The sequence below is a fragment of the Aliivibrio fischeri genome (genome assembly GCF_009727955.1).
Taxonomy (GTDB): Bacteria; Pseudomonadota; Gammaproteobacteria; order Enterobacterales; family Vibrionaceae; genus Aliivibrio; species Aliivibrio fischeri_A.
In genome coordinates this window covers 810,355-829,013 of sequence record NZ_WOBR01000004.1, presented here as the reverse complement: position 1 = coordinate 829,013, position 18,659 = coordinate 810,355, and the positions used below count along the sequence as shown (strand labels likewise).

The window sequence follows — 18,659 nt, the reverse complement described above, 5'->3', positions numbered from 1 at the left end:
AAACTCGATTTACGCTTATTCTAATTCACTGATATAACGAGATTTTATGGATAAACAATTTAATGGATTTGGTTTAACTATTTCCCATGTTTCTGCTCTAAGCGGTGGATTAACCAATGCGTGTTTGAAAGTTGAAGCAAAGGAAGGCTCGTTTGTCTGGCGTCCAATATCTCTACAAGCACAGATTTTGGGGGCGGATAGGGCGAAAGAACATGAAATTCTACAATCGTTATCTGATGAATCTTTTTCTCCGAACGTATATGGAGCAAATGAAGAGGGGCTATTAGTTGAGTGGCTTGACGGAGAGGTTATTGCACTAGATAAAGCTCAAGATGTCGCTGTTGATTTATTGTGTTCGGTTCATCAAGTTTCATTAGATAAGTTAAGTGAACAAATAAAAAATAAGCCGATGAGTTTAAAAGATCGAATTATTGATTATTGGAATTCAATTGCGCCAGAAAATCAAACATCGGAGATGAAAGCGTATTTTGAGTATTTCTCCCAGCAAGATGAGCAAGCTTTCTTTTCTCATTGCTTATGCCATTACGATATTGGTGCATATAATATTATTGTTAAAGAAGATGGTTATGGTCTTATCGATTGGGAATACGCGTCGATGGGTGACCCCAGCCAAGATCTCACATCTATGATTATTGCTAACCAATTTGATATGGATGATGTTATTTCATTGTATTGTCAAAAACGTCGTTTAAATATTGATGAGTGGAGGCGAGCTGTGATTCATTGGGCTCCGTGGGTTACTTTTATGGGAGTGTTGTGGTTCTCATTAGGCCATCAGTTACTCAAAAACACTTGCTACCAAGAGTTAGCAGAACGAGAAATGTGTAAATTAATAAAATTACTTCCATCAATTTATAAATAAATTGGCAATAATCTAGTGTAGATCACTGTTCTCAGTATTGCTTCAGTTAAGAGATTTAAAAGCACAGTTTTCGTGGTAGATTAAATTCACTTATATGGAAAACTCTTATACCGAACAGGGGGAAACATGATTATTTATCTTCACGGCTTTGACTCAACTAGCCCAGGTAATCATGAGAAAGTAGTTCAACTTCAATTTATTGATGAAGATGTCCGTTTTATTAACTACAGTACACTGCATCCAAAGCATGATATGCAGCATTTGCTTAAAGAAGTGTATAAAGTGATAGAGCAAGCGGGTGATCCAAACCCTATTATTTGTGGTGTGGGCTTAGGTGGTTTTTGGGCTGAGCGCATTGGTTTCCTATGTGGTATTCGCCAAGTGATTTTTAATCCGAACCTGCATCCAGAAGTGAATATGGAAGGTCGTATTGATCGCCCAGAAGAGTATGCTGACATTGCAACTAAGTGTGTAGAAAAGTTCAGAGAGAAGAATAAAGCAAACTGTTTGTGTATTTTATCTAAAAATGATGAAATTCGTGATAACAGCGACACTGCTGCAGAGCTTGAACCTTATTATCAAATTGTTTGGGATGAAAAGGAAACACACAAATTTAAGAAGATCTCACAGCATCTTCAAGCGATGAAGTCATTTAAAGACGCGGAAACTCTCATTTAAACAACCGTCTCTTTACCTAATGAAACATAATAAAAACCTCACATTATCGTGAGGTTTTTTGATCTAAACCAAAGAATTAAAATAATGTTACATTTCCTTTCAATTATATCAATTAATTTACACCTCTAAAAAAATCTTCTTCATAACATCTATATCTGCTTGATAACATCTGAAATACAGATATATAATGCGAAAAACAACAAAAAGAAGCATATATTGCTCAACTTTGCGTAACGTGAACGCTGTTTCCTCAAGACTTACTCATTTCAGACAATCTAGATATTGCATTGTGAGGTAAGCACAAATTTTTTAATTCGAATGTGCGGGTTAAAACCTTTTTTATTTTTTAGAGGATAATTGTAATGACTAAAATTGTTATTGTTGGTGGTGGAGCTGGTGGTTTAGAGCTCGCTACAAAATTTGGTCGTACATTAGGTCGCAAGGGCCGTGCTGAAGTTACATTAGTAGATCGTAAAGCAAGTCACTTATGGAAACCATTACTACACGAAGTAGCAACGGGCTCACTGGATGAAGGTGTTGATGCTATCAGCTACCGTGCACATGCAAAAAATCACTCTTTCGAATTTCAAATGGGTAGCTTGTGCGATATTAATCGTGAGAAGAAGTTTATTACTCTTGCAGAAATTAAAGACGAACATGGCGATTTAATTATTCCTACTCGTCACATTGATTATGATTACCTAATTCTTGCAATTGGTTCTACATCAAATGATTTCAATACTCCGGGTGTTCGTGAAAATTGTATTTTCCTTGATAGTCCAGAGCAAGCACACCGTTTCCGTACAGAAATGAATAACCAGTTCTTGAAACTGCACGCACATCCAACTCAAAAGACGGTTGATATTGCGATTGTTGGTGCTGGTGCAACGGGTGTTGAATTATCGGCAGAGCTTCATAACGCAGTTAAAGAGCTTCGTTCATACGGTTTTGGTGATTTAGATTCGGCAAAACTGAATGTGAACTTGGTAGAAGCGGGTGAGCGTATTCTTCCTGCATTACCTCCTCGTATTTCATCTGCTGCACACAGCGAGTTAACTAAACTGGGTGTGAATGTTCGTACAGCAACAATGGTAACAAAAGCAGATTCAGAAGGTCTTCATACGAAAGATGGCGATGTGATCCCTGCGCAAATCATGGTTTGGGCTGCTGGTATTAAAGCACCTGATTTTATGAAAGACATTGCAGGTCTTGAAACTAACCGCATTAATCAGTTAGTTGTTAAGCCGACACTGCAAACTACACGTGATGATGATATTTTTGTTATTGGTGATCTGGCTTCGTGTGAAAAAGCTGACGGTGGTTTTGTTCCACCTCGTGCACAAGCTGCACATCAAATGGCAAGCCATGCGTTTAAAAATATCGTAGCCAAGATGCGAAACCAAGAAATGAAACCTTATGTGTATAAAGACCATGGTTCGTTAGTTTCTTTAAGTAACTTCTCAACAGTAGGTAGCTTAATGGGTAACTTAACCAAAGGTTCTATGATGGTTGAAGGTCGTATAGCTCGTGTTGTTTACATCTCACTGTATCGTATGCACCAAATTGCACTTCATGGCGTATTTAAGACGGCACTAATGATGCTTGTTGGTCGTATTAACCGTGTATTACGTCCAAACTTGAAGCTACATTAATCCAATAGATAAACATAAATAGATTTAAAAGCAGAAATACTCCGGTGTTTCTGCTTTTTTTGTACCTAAATATGAAAAAATGTGCGCTAACTCACCGTAAATCATCTATAATGCGCGGCTAAATTAATAATGAATACATAGACTGTTTGCTTAAGGAATCCACTTTATGTCATTTTCATCTCAAGGTTTTGCACCTGAAATCGTAAAAGCATTAACTGAATGTGGTTATCAAAAACTGACCCCAATTCAACAAAAGGCTATTCCTTTAGCACGTAAAGGTCATGATATTCTGGCGAATGCTCAAACGGGTACAGGTAAAACTGCTGCGTTTGCATTACCAGTTATTCAACAATTATTAGATTCTAAGAAATCAGCAACTCGTCGTACTGCACGAGCGTTGATCCTTGCTCCAACTCGTGAGCTAGCAGAGCAAATCGCAGTAAACATTGCTGATTACACTAAATACACATCATTGACAGTAACCTCTGTGTTTGGTGGTAAAAAAATGTCATCTCAAGAGCGTGCTCTAGAGCCGGGTGTTGATATTTTGGTGGCAACTCCGGGTCGTCTTCAAGAACACATCGAAGAAGAAAACGTATCTATCGCTAACCTTGAGTTTTTGGTTTTTGATGAAGCAGACCGTATGTTAGATATGGGCTTTGTTAATGCGATCCGTAATATCATGATGGAAGTAAATACGTCTCCACAAATCATGCTGTTCTCTGCGACATCTTCTGCTCAAATGAACAAGCTAGCGAGTGATATTTTACGTAAACCAAAACGTATCTCAGTTGATCCTGAAAACACAACAGCATCAACCATTGCACACGTTGTTTACCCAGTAGATGAAGAGCGTAAAACAGAGCTTCTTTCTGAGCTGATTGGTCGTAAAAATTGGCAACAAGTGCTGGTATTTGTGAACTACAAAGAAACAGCAAATGAGATCGTAAAAGAATTAAAACTGGACGGTATTAAAGCGGTTCTTTGTCATGGTGATAAAGCACAGAGTGCTCGTCGTCGTGCATTAGAAGAGTTTAAAGAAGGCAAAGCACGCGTTATGGTTGCTACGGATGTTGCAGCTCGTGGTCTTGATATTGCTGATTTACCTCACGTGATTAACTATGACATGCCTTTCTTAGCAGAAGATTATGTTCACCGTATTGGCCGTACAGGCCGTGCTGGTAAAAAAGGTCATGCAGTTTCGTTTGTTAGTCGTGAAGAAGAGCTAACTGTGGTTCAAGTTGAAACATTGATTCAACAGCGTATTCGCCGTGTTGAACAACCGGGTTATGAGCCTAAGAACCGTGATGCTTACATTGATAAAGTAAACACGAAATCGGCATTTAAAAATCGTAAAGGTCGTACAAACAATCCAAATGAAGATCAGTCTTCAGCTGAGCGTCGTATGCGTTTGAAGAATGTGATTCAAAATAAAGCACGTATTACTAAATTGAAGAAGTAGGGCTGAATTATGCAACGTGATTATACTTTTTCTTGTTTGGTAACTATGCCTCGTCATGAGCTAGAAGAATTTAGCCATCGTGTCGTTAGCCGTATGGTTCCAGAAGAGACGATGCAAGAGATCTTTACGTTTGATCAAGAAGAAACGACGGATCAAGATCGTATGCAAACAGCGCAATTAGATGCGATGTTACGTCTTGCGGCCGTAGCGCTTGGTGAAGTGACGCACGCTTTTTCTGAATCTGAAAATGCACAACAAAATAGCTTACGCATGATGCGCCTTATCTTATGGCACACTTATGCAATGTTATTTAATTTAGAAGAAGCGGTATCTTTAGAGCAACACTGTGAATTAGTTGAGAAAATCTTAGCTAAACCACCAACTGATGCGTTAAATTGGTTACCTGTATTATCAAAACTATTAAGTGACTATGCGGCGATTGCTGCGAAAAAATAAGTGATTTAATAGCACTAAACGAAAGGTTGAACGTGAAATCGTTCAGCCTTTTTTTATATCTAAAGAAAAAAGTGAATATTTTCTCAAATTAACTGTATATGTATTTATCTTTCGGAATATATCGTTATTTTAGAATAAAAAATGGCTGAAATTCACCTTTAGAGTCATTTCACATTTATAAATCACTCATACTTTTATTACTTCTATTTCCTTTGATGCATCAATCATATTCAATTTAATAAATCACAGAGATATTGTTAGGGCTAATTTACCGTGTTACATACGTAGCTAATGATTCGAAGAAAGTTGCACGGAGTGCAATGGTCAATAATCGAGAGAATCAGATACTTGATTTGTTGAAATATATAAACATGGAAAGAAATAATAATTATGAAAAAAATAAATAAAATAACTCTGGCAATATTGAGTTCAATGCTTAGTGGCTATGTGTATGCATCAGATGTAATTCAAACAACCAATGTTGATCCTGTTACTTCTGGTGGGCTATGTGAGAGTTTCAATGTTTATCCTGACTGGACTCGCGGAGATCATGCGACAAATGGTGACATTATGGTGCATGAAAATATCGCTTATTCAGCAGTTTATTGGACACAAAGCATCCCAGGAAGTGATAGTTCATGGGCTCTTCATTTAAATTGTGATGGTTCAGAGCCTGGTACTGCACCTGTTCTTTCATTACAAAACCCTCTTGATCCTATTCGTTTAGAAGTCGCGGGCTGGCCAAATACATTCGTGGTGGCGAGTCCATCTACATTAGCTCCTGCGACTATTACCATTCAGACAAGCAATAGCGATTCGCTAGCTGATGTTGATCAGTTAACACGTGCATTTGTATCTGTTATTGAACAAGCTGAGAATGCAGGTACGGCATCACTTATTATCAGTTCTGATGTGCTGGATCTTGCAACTCAAGATAAAGGCGGGTCTCTAGGTGCTGTCGCTGTTAAACAAGCATTGACTAACGCTATCAATATTACAAACAGCAATATTGATATTACCGCTATCAATGCATTATCTGATGATTTAAAAGGTTGGGCTCAAGCGCACAACTTAATCCTTAGCACTCTTGCTCCTAATGCAAGCTTTGGTTGGTTATTGAGTATTGGTGATTTTGCATACGATACGCATTCTGGCCGTCAATCCGTGTGGGATAAAGCGTCAGTATTTAGCGCTGATCTACTGGCGACATTAGATCTATACAAAGTAGATGCAATTAATAAAGCTGACTTTGTCGCCTTTACTAAATCAAGTACAACAGCGGCTCTAACAAGTGACCAATGGCATAATGCTTTAGAATATGTGAAACAAGTGTCTGATTACATTAAGACTCCTGTGATGTTAGCTAACATGCCAACAAATCAAGCCGCAGATTATTTTATGGGGAACTCAGTTAGCAAGTCTCAGTTACGTAAAGCGGCATTCAGTAACGTATTTGCACTAACATTTGATCAAGATAACCAAGAATTAACCGCTAAGATTGAGCGTTATCAGAATGCGAAAATTCCATTGTACTATGTAGGCGAAGAGCTAGAGAAAGGGTCATTAACTCGTATTGAAGCTTTAAACCAACAATTAGCTGCTGCTGAAAATGCAATGGACAATGAAGCATTTTTGTATGAAACACCGCAATCTCAGTGGATCCCATCAACAGTATACAAGTGGAATGATTTCTTAGATGGCTTGAATGCAATGCATAACATTGGTGTTGCAGGCAATAAGTTCTGGCTAATGAATGATGGCGTTGATGATGAAACAAACATCAAATACGCGAAAGTAGCGATAGCCGCTTTCTTAGCACAAAGTATGCAAGAAACCATTCGCTACAATGCGTGTGATGAAAACAACTGGTCTGAAATTAAATATGGTGCACCAACGGATTACCCGATGACAGCGAGTTGCGGTCAACTTGGCCAGAAGTATGCGGATTACGGTGTGAACCCTGTTTCAGGGTTAGATTATGCGTATTCATGTCCTCGTGATAATAAGATGGAAGTAAGCGCTTTAACTCATGCTAAATGGTATGGAGCTCCTGCGCCTGTTTTCGCTGCTCCAGATGCGGTACTTGAAGAGCGTGGTTTATTGGTAAATGGCCATGCAGGTCGTTGGACAAATAACGGTCACTGTAATGAAGTGCCTGAAAAAGTAGATACGTCGAAGCAAGTATGGGAACGTGATGAATGTAAAATCTACGTTGGCCAAAAAGCAGGTACGTTTATTTGGGATGGTAGTAGCCAAGAAAGTGTTGAAGGCTGTGGTTGGTGGGGACGTGGAGTTATCCAAACAACGGGCCGTCAAAACTTCGGTACACTTAACCACTACTTAGGACGTTCACACGTTGACCCAGACACCATTGGTACAACAATTGATGGTGTAACGGTAGAAGCCCCACCAGTAAATCCACTTTATGCAGAACTTGATTTTTGTTCAAACCCAGGTTTGATCTGTAGCTCTGAAGAGAGTAAAGAAATCAAGTGGATCGCAGGTTTGTTCTACTGGGTAACATCAGTACAAGCTTATAATGATGTAGGCGGTCAATATGCTGATTGGAATTACTATAACGAGCTGAAAAAGTACGTAGATAGCGGCTTGCAAGGGACTCAATTTATAGATGATGTTTCTGGTATTGTAAACCGTGGTTGTCCTGATACGACGTGTTCTACTGGCGATGTTCATAACATTAAAGAGCGTCAAGATAACTTCAAATTAGTATTACAAAAATTAGGTCTTAACCCACAATAAATAGTCAATCCTGTTTACTCATTGTATTTAGCAGGTGTTGAACGCTTAAGAAGTGAGAAGGGTAAGTACTAAATATACAAAAATCCCCATTAATAATGATTAATGGGGATTTTTTATTTAACCTGATTGATTATTAAGATTGAAGGCTTTCTTCTTCAGAATCAACTTCGCCACTGTTTCTTGATTTAATAATTACAAGAGCTGCAATGGCTACCGCTGATACTACACCTGTAATCGTTGATAGCGTCATTGGTAAACCAAAACCTAGTTGGCTGTTGTTTAGAATGAAAGTAATACAAACACTTGTCATAAATACTGCAGGAACGGTTGTGATCCAGTGTAGTTTGTTATGACGAACTAGGTAAGCCGTTGCTGTCCAAAGCATCATTACCGCAGTCGTTTGGTTAGCAAAACCGAAGTAGCGCCAGATAATACCAAAATCTACTTGAGTTAGAATGCCACCGATAACAAACAGTGGTAGTGCCATTAGTAGACGGTTACGTAATGTTTTTTGTTCCATGTTGAAGTATTCAGCAAGGATTAGACGGCTTGAACGGAATGCTGTGTCACCAGAAGTGATTGGTAGAATTACCACACCTAAGAAAGCAATGATGCCACCGAATGTACCTAATAGACCAAATGCAGAGCTGTATACCACATTACCTGGGCCACCGTTAGCAACCGCTGCTTGAAGTGCTTCCATACCATCAAAGAATGACAGAGCGATAGCACACCAGATAAGAGCGATAATACCTTCGCCGATCATCGCACCGTAGAATACGAAACGACCGTTCTTTTCATTTTCCATACAACGAGCCATTAATGGCGATTGTGTCGCGTGGAAGCCAGAGATAGCACCACAAGCAATGGTAATGAATAGCGCAGGCCATAATGGCAAATCATTAGGGTTCATGTTGGTGAACATTTGACTTGGTTCGTAACCACCTAATATTGAATGGTCACTAGAAATCGCAATCGCTGAAATAAGACCAACAGACATGAAGATGAGTAGGCCACCAAAGAGTGGGTAAAAACGACCAATGATTTTATCTACAGGAACAATTGTCGCAATAATGTAGTAGGCGAAAATGATAACTACCATTGCGGTCATGGTAATGCCTAAATTAAATTGGTCATTCATTAGGTTAGTTAACATGCTTGCCGGAGCTGATACGAATACCACACCAACAAGAAGCAGCAGTACAATTGCGAATACATTCATAAAGTGTTTTGCGCCATTACCTAAGTATTTACCAGTAATACTTGGTACAGAAGCGCCACCATTACGAACAGATAACATACCTGAGAAGTAATCGTGAACTGCGCCTGCAAAAACACAACCTAGCACAATCCATAACATAGCTGCAGGGCCGTAAAGGGCACCCATGATTGGGCCAAAAATTGGGCCGACACCTGCAATATTAAGAAGTTGAACTAAGTATACTTTTGGGGTCGACATTGGAACGTAATCAACACCGTCTGTTTTTGTATGAGCGGGAGTTTGGCGGTCTACTTTAATACCGAACACTTTTTCTATAAAAGCACCATATAGAAAGTAACCACCGATAAGAGCTGCAACACAAGTTAAAAACCAAAGCATAATCTATTCCTTGTAAGAGTTAGCTAAGTAAATTTTATAATTAGATGCTGCGTATAATACTGTTGGGCGTAAAGAGTTCACGCCCAAAAAAGGTGAGTGGTTGTGATGAGAGGCTGAGCGGTATTATCCAGTGTTAAATGGTGATTGATATGGATTAACTAGTGACTTAAATAGCTAATCCTATCGTTAATTGTTTATGAAGTTACACCAAGTAGAACACCAAAAATAAGTAATCCTGCACCACAGGCTTGGTTAAGTTTCTTCTTAATTTTTAACAGGTGTGTTTGCAGTTTTCTTGAGGTAAATAAAATGGCAACACAGCTAAACCATAAAAAATGTAAAGTGATAATATAAACACCGTAGAATAGAGCTAGGTGATCATCGGATTCAAGTGACATAACTTGGCTGAAAATACTTAAGAAAAAAAGCATAGTCTTAGGATTTAATGCATTACATAAAAAACCTTGAATAAAAAAATTGGATGTTTTTATTTTGTCTTTATCTTGTTCAGTAATGTCTATTTGGGCACTAGCAGAGCAAATGCTTTTGGTTCCTAAATAAATTAAATAAGTTGAACCAGCATATCGAACTAAATTAAATATTAGTTCATTCTGTGAGATTAGGTAACCGACCCCAAGTAATGAGTAACTAATGTGAATAACAATAGCGAGACTGATACCAATAGCTGTCCATATACCGGAATTTCTATCATGGTTTATGCTATTTTTTAATACAAGGATAAAGTCAGCCCCTGGGCTTATAACGATAAGGACGCCAAGAATAATTAAGCTAAATAACTCCATGATAACTCCAATGCTGTTTACGATGAATAATTTAAGCCTGCATTGTAAGTGTGTTTTTTAAGATTTATAATCGAAATAACGTCACTAATTATGTGAGGAAAATTCACGGATGAGGCATTTAAAATCTTTTCATGTATTTCATATGGCAGCATCGTTTTCTAGCTACTCTAAAGCTGCGAATGAATTGAATATTACGCATGGCGCTGTCAGTAAGCAGATTAAGGTTCTTGAAGATTATTTATCTATTTCTTTGTTTTACAAAAAAGGTCGGAACGTTTGTTTAACCAAAGAAGGTGAGTTGCTAAAAGAATATACGGAGCAAGCGTTTAATGCGCTAGATACTGGAGTTAATCGGCTGCATCAAATGACAAGTACGTCAATAGAAGTGTCTTGTGAGCCGACATTGACAATGCGGTGGTTAATGCCACGGTTGTCAAATTTTCATGACAATGTTGGTGGAGATGTCAGACTTTCTACAGCAGGTGGCGCCGTTGTGTTAGGCTCTACTGGGTTATCAATGGCGATACGTCGAGATGATTTTGAGATTCGTCAGGATTATAAACAAACGATGTTAGGTGAGGAGTGGGTCGGTCCCGTTTTCTCTCCTGAATATTGGAAAAGAGTAAAACAAGACTTATCTCAAGTTACATTGCTGCACAGTAAAACACGGGTGAATGCGTGGAGTAATTGGGCTAAAGGCAATACAGAAATAGAGTTAGGTGATAATTCCGTTCAAATGTTTGATCATTTTTATTTTTGTTTTCAAGCCGCAGTTGATGGATTAGGTGGTGCGATTGGCTCATACCCATTAGTAATGGATGACTTAAAAAGAGGCAATTTAATCGCCCCTTTTGGGTTTAGTTTATCTGGATATAACTACATACTATTAAGCGAAGATAGAGCTAAAAGTCAGCAAGAAAAAGAATTTATTGATTGGTTAGAAAGTAATTTTAAAGAATGCTTACCCATCAATAATCCAATATAAAACTAGCCATGAATACCCAGTCTCTCTTTAATTTCCTTTAGGTAACGGCGGCTAACTTGAGCGATATGGCCATTTTGAGTGACAATTTCGCTAGTTCCATTTTCATGCAATTTAATTTCACGAATAAAATGTGGGTTGATTAAAAATTGGCGATGACAGCGAATTAAAGGGGTCTTTTCTTCAAGTACTTTTAAAGTAAGTTGCGTGCAGGCTTTTTCAGTTTTAGACAATAATTCAACACCGGAAGCTTGAATGCTTGCCACTTCGATTTCACTAGATGGAAGGAGTAGAATACGGTTATGACCAGAACAGGGAATGAGATCGATATCTGGTTGGCTAAGCGGAGTTAAATCTTGTTTTTTATCTGCTTGGATTAAACGCTTAATGGTTTTTTGTAATCGTGCTGGTTCTATTGGTTTTAATAGATAATCAAACGCATTGTCTTCAAACGCTTTAACTGCAAATTCATCGTAAGCGGTGACAAACACAATGTTCGGCATGGTTTCAGGATCAAGCATGCTGATCAGTTCCATTCCAGTAATTCTCGGCATTTGGATATCTAAGAATACGACATCTGGCTTTAATATATTAATTTGTTTTAGACCATCAATGGCATTTCCGCATTCAGCAATAATATCAATATGCCCAATTTCGTTTAATTGTTCTATTAATTCTTCTCTAGCAAAGAGTTCATCATCTATCACTATGGCTTTAAGCATGGTTTTTATTCTCTATTGGTAGGTGAATCGTTGCTTTTGTTTGTTGATTACTAATACAGCTTATGGTTAAACCAAAATTATCGCCAAACTGGTTTTTTAAACGTTTGTCGACAATGGTGGTACCTAAACCATTATTTGAGTTTTGTTCAGTATATAACCCTGCATTGTCGATGACTTCTAAAATAATTTGATGATGTGAAGGGTAGGCTTTTATTGTTATTTCACCCGCTTCAAATAAGTTAGATGTTCCATGTTTAATGGCGTTCTCGACAAGAGGTTGCAAGGTAAATGTAGGCAATTTCAAACCGTATAGACTTTCATCAATATCCATATGTACGGTTAAACGATCAGCGAAACGAGCTAACTCAATTTCTAAATAAGATTGTACGTGATGCAGCTCTTCTCTTAAGGTGACTTGTTCAATGTTCTGTTTCAAGTTCATGCGGAAAAATTGCGATAAATGTTGAATCAGTTCTCTTGCGCGAGTTGGATCACGACGGATCACTGCACTAATAGTATTTAGTGCATTAAATAAAAAATGTGGGTTTACTTGGGCTTGAAGTACACGAAGCTCCGCTTGAGTAAGTAAAGATTGTTGTTGTAAATAACGTCCCGTTAAGATCTGGTTTGAGAGTAATTTAGCGATACCTTCACCTAATGTTAGATTGATATAAGAAAATAGTTTCCGTTTTGGTTCATACAGCTTAATGGTGCCAATTACCTCATTATTTGCCCCGATAAGCGGAATAACAAGTGCCGATCCTAGTTTACATTTTTCACAAATAGAACATTGGTAAGGGTGTTCATCACCATCAATGTACATCACTTTACTACGTTTAATCGCTTTTTTTGTGTAGTCAGAAGCGATTGGCGTATCGGGTAAATGGTGGTCATCACCGATACCGATAAAGGCTAAAATTTTCTCTCTATCAGTAATTGAAACCGCACCAACACCAGTCTCTTCATAGATGATTTTCGCTATTTGTTTGCTGTTTTCTTGGTTAAAGCCTTGGCTTAAAATTCCAACCGAACGTTGGGCAATATTGAGCGCCTTATTTGAGAAGGCGGCAGAGTATTTTTCGTAAATAGCCTTTCTATCTTGAATGATACTCATGAACATGGCTGCGCCAATAGAGTTTGCGACTACCATTGGTAATACAATCGATGAGACAAGTGCATAAGCTTGGTCAAAAGGTTTTGCTACTGCCAAAATAATTGTCATTTGAAGTAATTCGGCAATGAGGGCAATCATTAATACGGTTCGAGGTCTAAATAATTGTTCAATTTGGTTTTTTCTAACAAAATAAAGATGAAATAAACCACCAAGCAAGCCTTCAGCTGTGGTTGATATTGCACAGGCAAGATCGGTAAAGCCGCCCATGGAATAACGATGTAGCCCTCCGGTTAAACCAACAAAGAATCCAACTAATGGTCCTCCTAAAACGCCACCCATTACTGCACCAATAGCTCGTGTATTTGCAATGGCATCTTGAATAGCGAGCCCAAAATAGGTTCCTAAAATACAGAAGCCAGAAAAGATGATGTAACAAAGAAAACGGTGACTCCAACGAGCTGAAATCGTTGTAATTGGTAAGAAGAGAGGGGTTTTACTTAATAGGTAAGCAAGAACCAGATAGACACTTAATTGTTGTAATAACGAAAACACCAATTCCATTGGTTTACCTATTAAAATAATGACTGAGGCTATAGTGTAATCATAAATTAATGATGAGTCTAAGTAAGCAAGTTATATAAGTTAATCTTGTTAATGGTTTGTATAAAACGACTTATTTATGAGATTTATATAAATGCAATGTAAGATTTCATAAATGATGGTTGTGATCTTCATCACCCGGAAATAAACTGCGCGCCTAAACCTAAACACCTTTTTAATTTTTACACTTTTTTTTGAGGCTTCGGCATGTCAAACAAACTTGCAAACCCTGCACCATTAGGCCTAATGGCTTTTGGTATGACAACTGTACTACTTAATCTGCACAACGCTGGTTTCTTCCCATTAAACACAGCTATTTTAGCTATGGGTATCTTCTATGGTGGTACTGCGCAAGTGATTGCTGGCATCATGGAATACAAAAAAGGTAACACATTCGGTACGACTGCGTTTACTTCGTACGGTTTCTTCTGGTTATCTCTAGTTGCACTTATCCTTATGCCTGAAATGGGCCTAGGTCAAGCTACTTCAGCTACATTCATGGGTTGGTACCTATCTATGTGGGGTGTACTAACATTCTTCTTGTTCTTAGGTACATTTAACTACCCACGTGCAAAACAAGTAGTGTTTGGTTCTCTAACATTATTATTTGCATTACTTGCTGCTCGTGATTTCACAGGTAGCGTAGTAATTGGCCACTTAGCTGGTTACGTTGGTCTTTTCTGTGGTCTAAGTGCAATGTACTTCTCTATGGCTCAAGTAATTAACGGTGAGTACGGTCGTACGGTATTACCTGTTGGTGAAGTAAAAGCTAAAGCAGAAACAGTAACTGCATAAGTTTTAAGTTTCCATGAAAAAGGCAGCTCATAAAAGAGCTGCCTTTTTTGTGTCTGTAAGAAATTGCTTACTTGTCTAAAGACATTAATGCTTCTTGTGTTTCCATAATTTGTTGCTGTAAATCATTAGAAGAGGAAATACCTAATTGTTCTTTTGCTTCTTCTTTTGATATTCCTAGGTGGCAACAAAGCATATCAATTGCCATCAAATGAGTTTCTTGCTCAGCCATGTCGTATCCTTGATTTTTTCGTCTATCATTGAATTAGTCACTAAAGTAAAACCAATTGGAGATGATGACAATACGACCAAAGTCTAAGGCGCTCGATTAATGATTTTTATTTGTCGAAGGAAAAAGTCATGAGCAAAGGTAAATAAGCATAAAGAAAGTGTATCAAAGTGCGTCAAACCCTTGTATTTATAGAAAATGACATTATCTTATCGTTATGCCTGATTTATCGTGCTAGAAACGATAATCAGGGGTCTGCTCAATAAGACGATATACAAAAAATGAGCAGGTTGAATTAATTATTGGAGTAAAGAAATGAAGCGTATAGCGCTGTTTTTAGCAACAAACTTAGCGGTAATGATTGTATTCAGTATTGTTCTGAATATCGTTTACGCGGTTACGGGGATCCAACAAGGTAGTTTATCTGGCTTATTGGTAATGGCAGTATTGTTTGGTTTTGGTGGTTCATTAATCTCATTAATGATGTCGAAATCAATGGCACTACGTTCTGTGGGCGGTGAGGTAATTGAACAGCCTCGCAATGAAACAGAGCATTGGTTATTAGAAACGGTTTCTCGTCAAGCTCAGCAAGTTGGTATTGGTATGCCAACGGTTGCTATTTACGATTCACCAGACATGAACGCATTTGCTACTGGTGCAAAGCGTGATGATTCATTGGTTGCTGTTTCTACAGGTTTATTGCACAGCATGACTCGTGATGAAGCTGAAGCGGTATTAGCGCATGAAGTTAGCCACATTGCGAATGGTGATATGATCACGATGACGTTAATGCAAGGTGTTGTGAATACCTTTGTTATTTTCTTATCTCGTATGATTGCTAATGCGGTAAGTGGCTTTACATCAAGCGATGAAGAGGGCGAAGGTGAAGGCGGAAGTTTCATGACGTACTTCATTGTGTCTACTGTACTTGAGTTAGCGTTTGGCTTCTTAGCAAGCTTCTTAACGATGTGGTTTAGCCGTCACCGTGAATTCCATGCGGATGCAGGTGCTGCTCAGTTAGTTGGCAAACAAAAAATGATTGCAGCTCTTGAGCGTTTACGTATGGGGCAGGAGTCTCAGCTAGAAGGTTCTATGATGGCATTTGGTATTAACGGTAAAAAATCGTTAACTGAATTGCTAATGAGCCACCCACCTCTTGAGAAACGTATTGACGCTCTTCGTCAAATGTAATCTTTAATGTGAAGATAAAAACCCGAGACTTTCTCGGGTTTTTTTATATGTATAGATCACATAAATCTTTTACCAAAGATGATTACAAGTTATAGTCTGCACCTAATTTAAATTAATACATTTAGGATCTACCTTGACTAATAACGACATTCTACGACGCATTCGCTACACATTCGATTTCAACGATTCAAAAATGATTGCATTGTTTGCTGCAGCTGATCTGAAAGTAACTCGTGAAGAAGTATGTAACTGGTTGAAAGCTGATGACGATAAAGATTACAAAAGCTGTCAAGATGTACAATTAGCAACGTTCTTAAATGGTTTAATTAACGATAAACGTGGTAAGCGTGAAGGCGAACAACCAAAGCCTGAAGAAAAGTTAACAAACAACATTATTCTGAAGAAACTACAAATTGCTTTAAACCTTAAAGCTGATGAGGTTTTAGATCTTCTAAAATTAGTTAACTTCCGTTTAAGTAAGCATGAGTTAAGTGCTTTCTTCCGTAAATCAGATCATAAGCATTACCGTGTGTGTAAAGATCAAGTATTACGTAACTTCTTACAAGCTGTACAACAAAATTTACGTGGCGAATCAACAGAAGAAGCTAAGTAATTATATAAGCTCTCTATCTAATAGAGAATGAATAAAAAAACCACTGACTACTCAGTGGTTTTTTTGTAGAGTTAAAAGCTCCATTGCATACTCATCACGATAATTCCGGGTAAGATGAAACCGGCTTCAACGCCAAAATAGTCTGTTAAATTATATTGAGCGGCGTGATATATGTAAGGGGCAAATCCAACACCAAATTTTTCTTTGGATGTTTTATAAATACCTCCATCGCCACAATCATCGAATGCATCAAAGAAAAACTCACCGGCATAAGAATAAATCCCTTTGATCACGACTTTATCGTTAACTTGATACCAATCTTTACGTACACCAATAAGCATACAGCGGTTAGCTTGGCTATTTAAAAAAGTACCAACCATTAAACTGTAATCTGATTCTTCGCTAAATTTACGTTCGATAGAAAAATACTGATTTCCAAAGTACTGGTGTGAATCAGGATCGTATGGCACTAAATGATACAAGAAAGAACCGGTATTCATTGAGTAAAGTGATAGAGACTCTGCACTTGTTCTGAAAGGAATAAGAGAAAGTAACAGAATAAATGTAAATAAATGAGGGTTCATAAATATAAAATGTTAAATAAAAAGGCGATTCATTATAATTGCTTTGTTCATAAATAAAAAGGGAGAGCCGTGATTGCTCTCCCATTATCGTTACTTAAGTGACTAAATTATAATTAATTTCTCATTGTTTGAGCGAATGTCGCCCCATCTTCAACTTCTGTTTCTGCGATTTCGCCTTCTGATTTTGCAACAATGGTATTTACCGCGGTATCACCAACCACATTTGATGAAGTACAGAACATATCGTTAATACGGTCAACGGCAGCAACAATTGCTAATCCTTCTGGTGGAAGTCCTAATTGGTGCAAGATAACACCAACCATAACAACGCCACCGCCAGGAACACCACCAGCACCAATAGAAAGTAATAGGATAGTAAAGCCAAGAGTGAATAAGTCAGCTGAATTAATAGGTTGCCCAAATGCATTTGCAACAAAGATAGCAGCAAGAGCGATATAGATAGATACGCCTGACATGTTCATTGTTGCACCAAGTGGAACACCAAAACCAGCAACGGATTTAGAGACGTTTAACTTCTCTGTCAATGTACGCATTGTTACAGGAATTGTTGCATTTGAACTTGCTGTTGATAGAGAGAATAGAATCTGCTCGCGAACGGCACGTAAAAATGTTTTTGGCGAAATACCAGTTGTTAGACCTACCATTATTGGATAGAAAACAAAAATCCAGAATACAAGCATAGTAATAACAAGAGCTACATAGCCTGCTACTGACATTAATGTATTTGCATCTAAAGTAGCACCTAATTGAATCATAAGTGCGAATACGCCGTAAGGAGCAAGGCTCATCACTAAACTAATGAGCTTCATCATGATTTCATTCGCAACTTTAAAGGTCTTAATTGCAGGGCCGCCGCGGTGATCAAGAGCCTGAATAGCTAGACCAGTAAGGATAGCCATAAAGATGATTTGTAGCATGTCTCCATTTGCAAACGCTTGAATAGGGTTGCTCGGTACTATATTTGTGATAAGAGAAAATATATCAGGTGTTTCTGTTGCTTTTAACTCAACTGTACCAGCAGCAATCGTTCCTGCTAAATTTGCATCAGCACCTGGCGCAAATATCATACCTACTGTTAACGCAGCAGCAATCGCAATGATGGTGTTAATAAGGTAAAGAGCAAAAGTTTTACCACCAAGGCGACCAAAAGAGGCAATGTCTTTTAATTCAACGATGCCACAAACTATCGAAACATAAACAAGAGGAACAACAAGAAGTTTAATTAGAGAGACAAACATCCCACCAACGCCTTCGGCAGCTCCTAATATAAATGAATCAAAAAAAGCAATGCCATTAAACATATATTGAATAGCAGTACCTATTAATAGGCCTGCGAATAAACCTATAAAAATTTTACTGGAAAGTGACTTTTTCATAATTTTCCTTTACTCCGGATATTGTGTTCACTAATATGTGATTTCTATAACGTTTCTCTATTGACTGAGAATTCAACAGGATGTTTACATATTGTTAATATATTTAAAAGAAAAAAATAACGTCTGATCTTTACGAGAGAG

At 38.0% G+C, this 18,659-nt stretch carries 17 protein-coding genes; 10 read left to right on the top strand and 7 right to left on the bottom strand.

Annotation, left to right across the window (positions count from 1 at the left end; all coding sequences use genetic code 11):
- The first annotated feature begins 46 nt into the window (after nucleotides 1-46).
- The 6 genes from thiK to GNP81_RS07125 all read left to right on the top strand — a co-directional run bounded on the left by thiK (nucleotide 47) and on the right by GNP81_RS07125 (nucleotide 7,891).
- A complete protein-coding gene (gene thiK, locus GNP81_RS07150; RefSeq protein WP_155673528.1) occupies nucleotides 47-883 on the top strand; it encodes a thiamine kinase in 837 nt (278 codons plus the stop codon).
- A gap of 126 nt (nucleotides 884-1,009) precedes the next feature.
- The gene (gene ycfP / locus GNP81_RS07145; RefSeq protein WP_146861437.1) at nucleotides 1,010-1,561 is read left to right on the top strand and encodes an alpha/beta hydrolase YcfP; all 552 of its coding nucleotides are present in this window, start codon (nucleotides 1,010-1,012) and stop codon (nucleotides 1,559-1,561) included.
- A 362-nt stretch (nucleotides 1,562-1,923) separates the two neighbouring features.
- Nucleotides 1,924-3,213, top strand: coding sequence for an NAD(P)/FAD-dependent oxidoreductase (locus GNP81_RS07140; RefSeq protein ID WP_011261771.1), 1,290 nt, complete (start codon nucleotides 1,924-1,926; stop codon nucleotides 3,211-3,213).
- Between the two features lie 166 nt (nucleotides 3,214-3,379).
- Nucleotides 3,380-4,675 carry a DEAD/DEAH box helicase gene (locus GNP81_RS07135; protein ID WP_146861434.1) on the top strand — a complete coding sequence of 432 codons (1,296 nt, stop codon included), beginning with the start codon at nucleotides 3,380-3,382 and terminating at the stop codon, nucleotides 4,673-4,675.
- 9 nt (nucleotides 4,676-4,684) lie between these two features.
- Nucleotides 4,685-5,131 (top strand): hypothetical protein, encoded by a 447-nt coding sequence (locus GNP81_RS07130; protein ID WP_041941328.1) that lies wholly within the window; start codon nucleotides 4,685-4,687, stop codon nucleotides 5,129-5,131.
- Nucleotides 5,132-5,521: 390 nt separating this feature from the next.
- Nucleotides 5,522-7,891 (top strand): cellulose-binding domain-containing protein, encoded by a 2,370-nt coding sequence (locus GNP81_RS07125; RefSeq protein WP_155673529.1) that lies wholly within the window; start codon nucleotides 5,522-5,524, stop codon nucleotides 7,889-7,891.
- A gap of 133 nt (nucleotides 7,892-8,024) precedes the next feature.
- On the opposite strand, the gene GNP81_RS07120 is transcribed toward GNP81_RS07125, so the two are convergent.
- Nucleotides 8,025-9,491 carry a carbon starvation CstA family protein gene (locus GNP81_RS07120; RefSeq protein ID WP_005418947.1) on the bottom strand — a complete coding sequence of 489 codons (1,467 nt, stop codon included), beginning with the start codon at nucleotides 9,489-9,491 and terminating at the stop codon, nucleotides 8,025-8,027.
- A gap of 194 nt (nucleotides 9,492-9,685) precedes the next feature.
- Entirely contained in the window at nucleotides 9,686-10,294 is a 609-nt protein-coding gene (locus GNP81_RS07115; RefSeq protein WP_155673530.1) for a LysE family translocator, read from the bottom strand.
- 109 nt (nucleotides 10,295-10,403) lie between these two features.
- Between GNP81_RS07115 and GNP81_RS07110 the strand changes: the two genes are divergently transcribed.
- On the top strand, nucleotides 10,404-11,279 hold the full coding sequence (locus GNP81_RS07110) for a LysR family transcriptional regulator (protein WP_005418957.1): 876 nt from the start codon (nucleotides 10,404-10,406) through the stop codon (nucleotides 11,277-11,279).
- Nucleotides 11,280-11,281: 2 nt separating this feature from the next.
- Here the strand turns inward: GNP81_RS07110 and btsR are convergent, their stop codons facing one another.
- On the bottom strand, nucleotides 11,282-11,998 hold the full coding sequence (btsR, locus tag GNP81_RS07105; protein WP_005418960.1) for a two-component system response regulator BtsR: 717 nt from the start codon (nucleotides 11,996-11,998) through the stop codon (nucleotides 11,282-11,284).
- Nucleotides 11,991-13,673, bottom strand: coding sequence for a sensor histidine kinase (locus GNP81_RS07100; protein WP_012534240.1), 1,683 nt, complete (start codon nucleotides 13,671-13,673; stop codon nucleotides 11,991-11,993). Before GNP81_RS07100 ends, btsR begins: the two co-directional genes overlap by 8 nt.
- Before the next feature lie 246 nt (nucleotides 13,674-13,919).
- On the opposite strand from GNP81_RS07100, the gene GNP81_RS07095 reads away from it, so the two are divergent.
- On the top strand, nucleotides 13,920-14,507 hold the full coding sequence (locus GNP81_RS07095) for an acetate uptake transporter (protein ID WP_005418969.1): 588 nt from the start codon (nucleotides 13,920-13,922) through the stop codon (nucleotides 14,505-14,507).
- Nucleotides 14,508-14,574: 67 nt separating this feature from the next.
- On the opposite strand, the gene GNP81_RS07090 is transcribed toward GNP81_RS07095, so the two are convergent.
- Nucleotides 14,575-14,736, bottom strand: a complete 162-nt coding sequence (locus GNP81_RS07090) for a hypothetical protein (RefSeq protein WP_005418974.1) — start codon at nucleotides 14,734-14,736, stop codon at nucleotides 14,575-14,577.
- Between the two features lie 312 nt (nucleotides 14,737-15,048).
- On the opposite strand from GNP81_RS07090, the gene htpX reads away from it, so the two are divergent.
- Both htpX and GNP81_RS07080 read left to right on the top strand, forming a co-directional pair.
- Entirely contained in the window at nucleotides 15,049-15,924 is an 876-nt protein-coding gene (gene htpX, locus GNP81_RS07085; RefSeq protein ID WP_005418976.1) for a protease HtpX, read from the top strand.
- Nucleotides 15,925-16,057: 133 nt separating this feature from the next.
- Nucleotides 16,058-16,537, top strand: a complete 480-nt coding sequence (locus GNP81_RS07080) for a YehS family protein (RefSeq protein ID WP_155673531.1) — start codon at nucleotides 16,058-16,060, stop codon at nucleotides 16,535-16,537.
- Nucleotides 16,538-16,608: 71 nt separating this feature from the next.
- Here GNP81_RS07080 and GNP81_RS07075 read toward each other — a convergent pair whose 3' ends face one another.
- On the bottom strand, nucleotides 16,609-17,121 hold the full coding sequence (locus GNP81_RS07075) for a hypothetical protein (RefSeq protein ID WP_005418978.1): 513 nt from the start codon (nucleotides 17,119-17,121) through the stop codon (nucleotides 16,609-16,611).
- A 113-nt stretch (nucleotides 17,122-17,234) separates the two neighbouring features.
- Nucleotides 17,235-18,518, bottom strand: a complete 1,284-nt coding sequence (locus GNP81_RS07070) for a dicarboxylate/amino acid:cation symporter (RefSeq protein WP_155673532.1) — start codon at nucleotides 18,516-18,518, stop codon at nucleotides 17,235-17,237.
- Between the last annotated feature and the right edge of the window lie 141 nt (nucleotides 18,519-18,659).

Bases quoted from the DNA above. Each gene is read 5' to 3' on its own strand.
- thiK (WP_155673528.1), top strand. From the start codon at position 47: ATGGATAAACAATTTAATGGATTTGGTTTAACTATTTCCCATGTTTCT.
- ycfP (WP_146861437.1), top strand. From the start codon at position 1,010: ATGATTATTTATCTTCACGGCTTTGACTCAACTAGCCCAGGTAATCAT.
- GNP81_RS07140 (WP_011261771.1), top strand. From the start codon at position 1,924: ATGACTAAAATTGTTATTGTTGGTGGTGGAGCTGGTGGTTTAGAGCTC.
- GNP81_RS07135 (WP_146861434.1), top strand. From the start codon at position 3,380: ATGTCATTTTCATCTCAAGGTTTTGCACCTGAAATCGTAAAAGCATTA.
- GNP81_RS07130 (WP_041941328.1), top strand. From the start codon at position 4,685: ATGCAACGTGATTATACTTTTTCTTGTTTGGTAACTATGCCTCGTCAT.
- GNP81_RS07125 (WP_155673529.1), top strand. From the start codon at position 5,522: ATGAAAAAAATAAATAAAATAACTCTGGCAATATTGAGTTCAATGCTT.
- GNP81_RS07120 (WP_005418947.1), bottom strand. From the start codon at position 9,491: ATGCTTTGGTTTTTAACTTGTGTTGCAGCTCTTATCGGTGGTTACTTT.
- GNP81_RS07115 (WP_155673530.1), bottom strand. From the start codon at position 10,294: ATGGAGTTATTTAGCTTAATTATTCTTGGCGTCCTTATCGTTATAAGC.
- GNP81_RS07110 (WP_005418957.1), top strand. From the start codon at position 10,404: ATGAGGCATTTAAAATCTTTTCATGTATTTCATATGGCAGCATCGTTT.
- btsR (WP_005418960.1), bottom strand. From the start codon at position 11,998: ATGCTTAAAGCCATAGTGATAGATGATGAACTCTTTGCTAGAGAAGAA.
- GNP81_RS07100 (WP_012534240.1), bottom strand. From the start codon at position 13,673: ATGGAATTGGTGTTTTCGTTATTACAACAATTAAGTGTCTATCTGGTT.
- GNP81_RS07095 (WP_005418969.1), top strand. From the start codon at position 13,920: ATGTCAAACAAACTTGCAAACCCTGCACCATTAGGCCTAATGGCTTTT.
- GNP81_RS07090 (WP_005418974.1), bottom strand. From the start codon at position 14,736: ATGGCTGAGCAAGAAACTCATTTGATGGCAATTGATATGCTTTGTTGC.
- htpX (WP_005418976.1), top strand. From the start codon at position 15,049: ATGAAGCGTATAGCGCTGTTTTTAGCAACAAACTTAGCGGTAATGATT.
- GNP81_RS07075 (WP_005418978.1), bottom strand. From the start codon at position 17,121: ATGAACCCTCATTTATTTACATTTATTCTGTTACTTTCTCTTATTCCT.
- GNP81_RS07070 (WP_155673532.1), bottom strand. From the start codon at position 18,518: ATGAAAAAGTCACTTTCCAGTAAAATTTTTATAGGTTTATTCGCAGGC.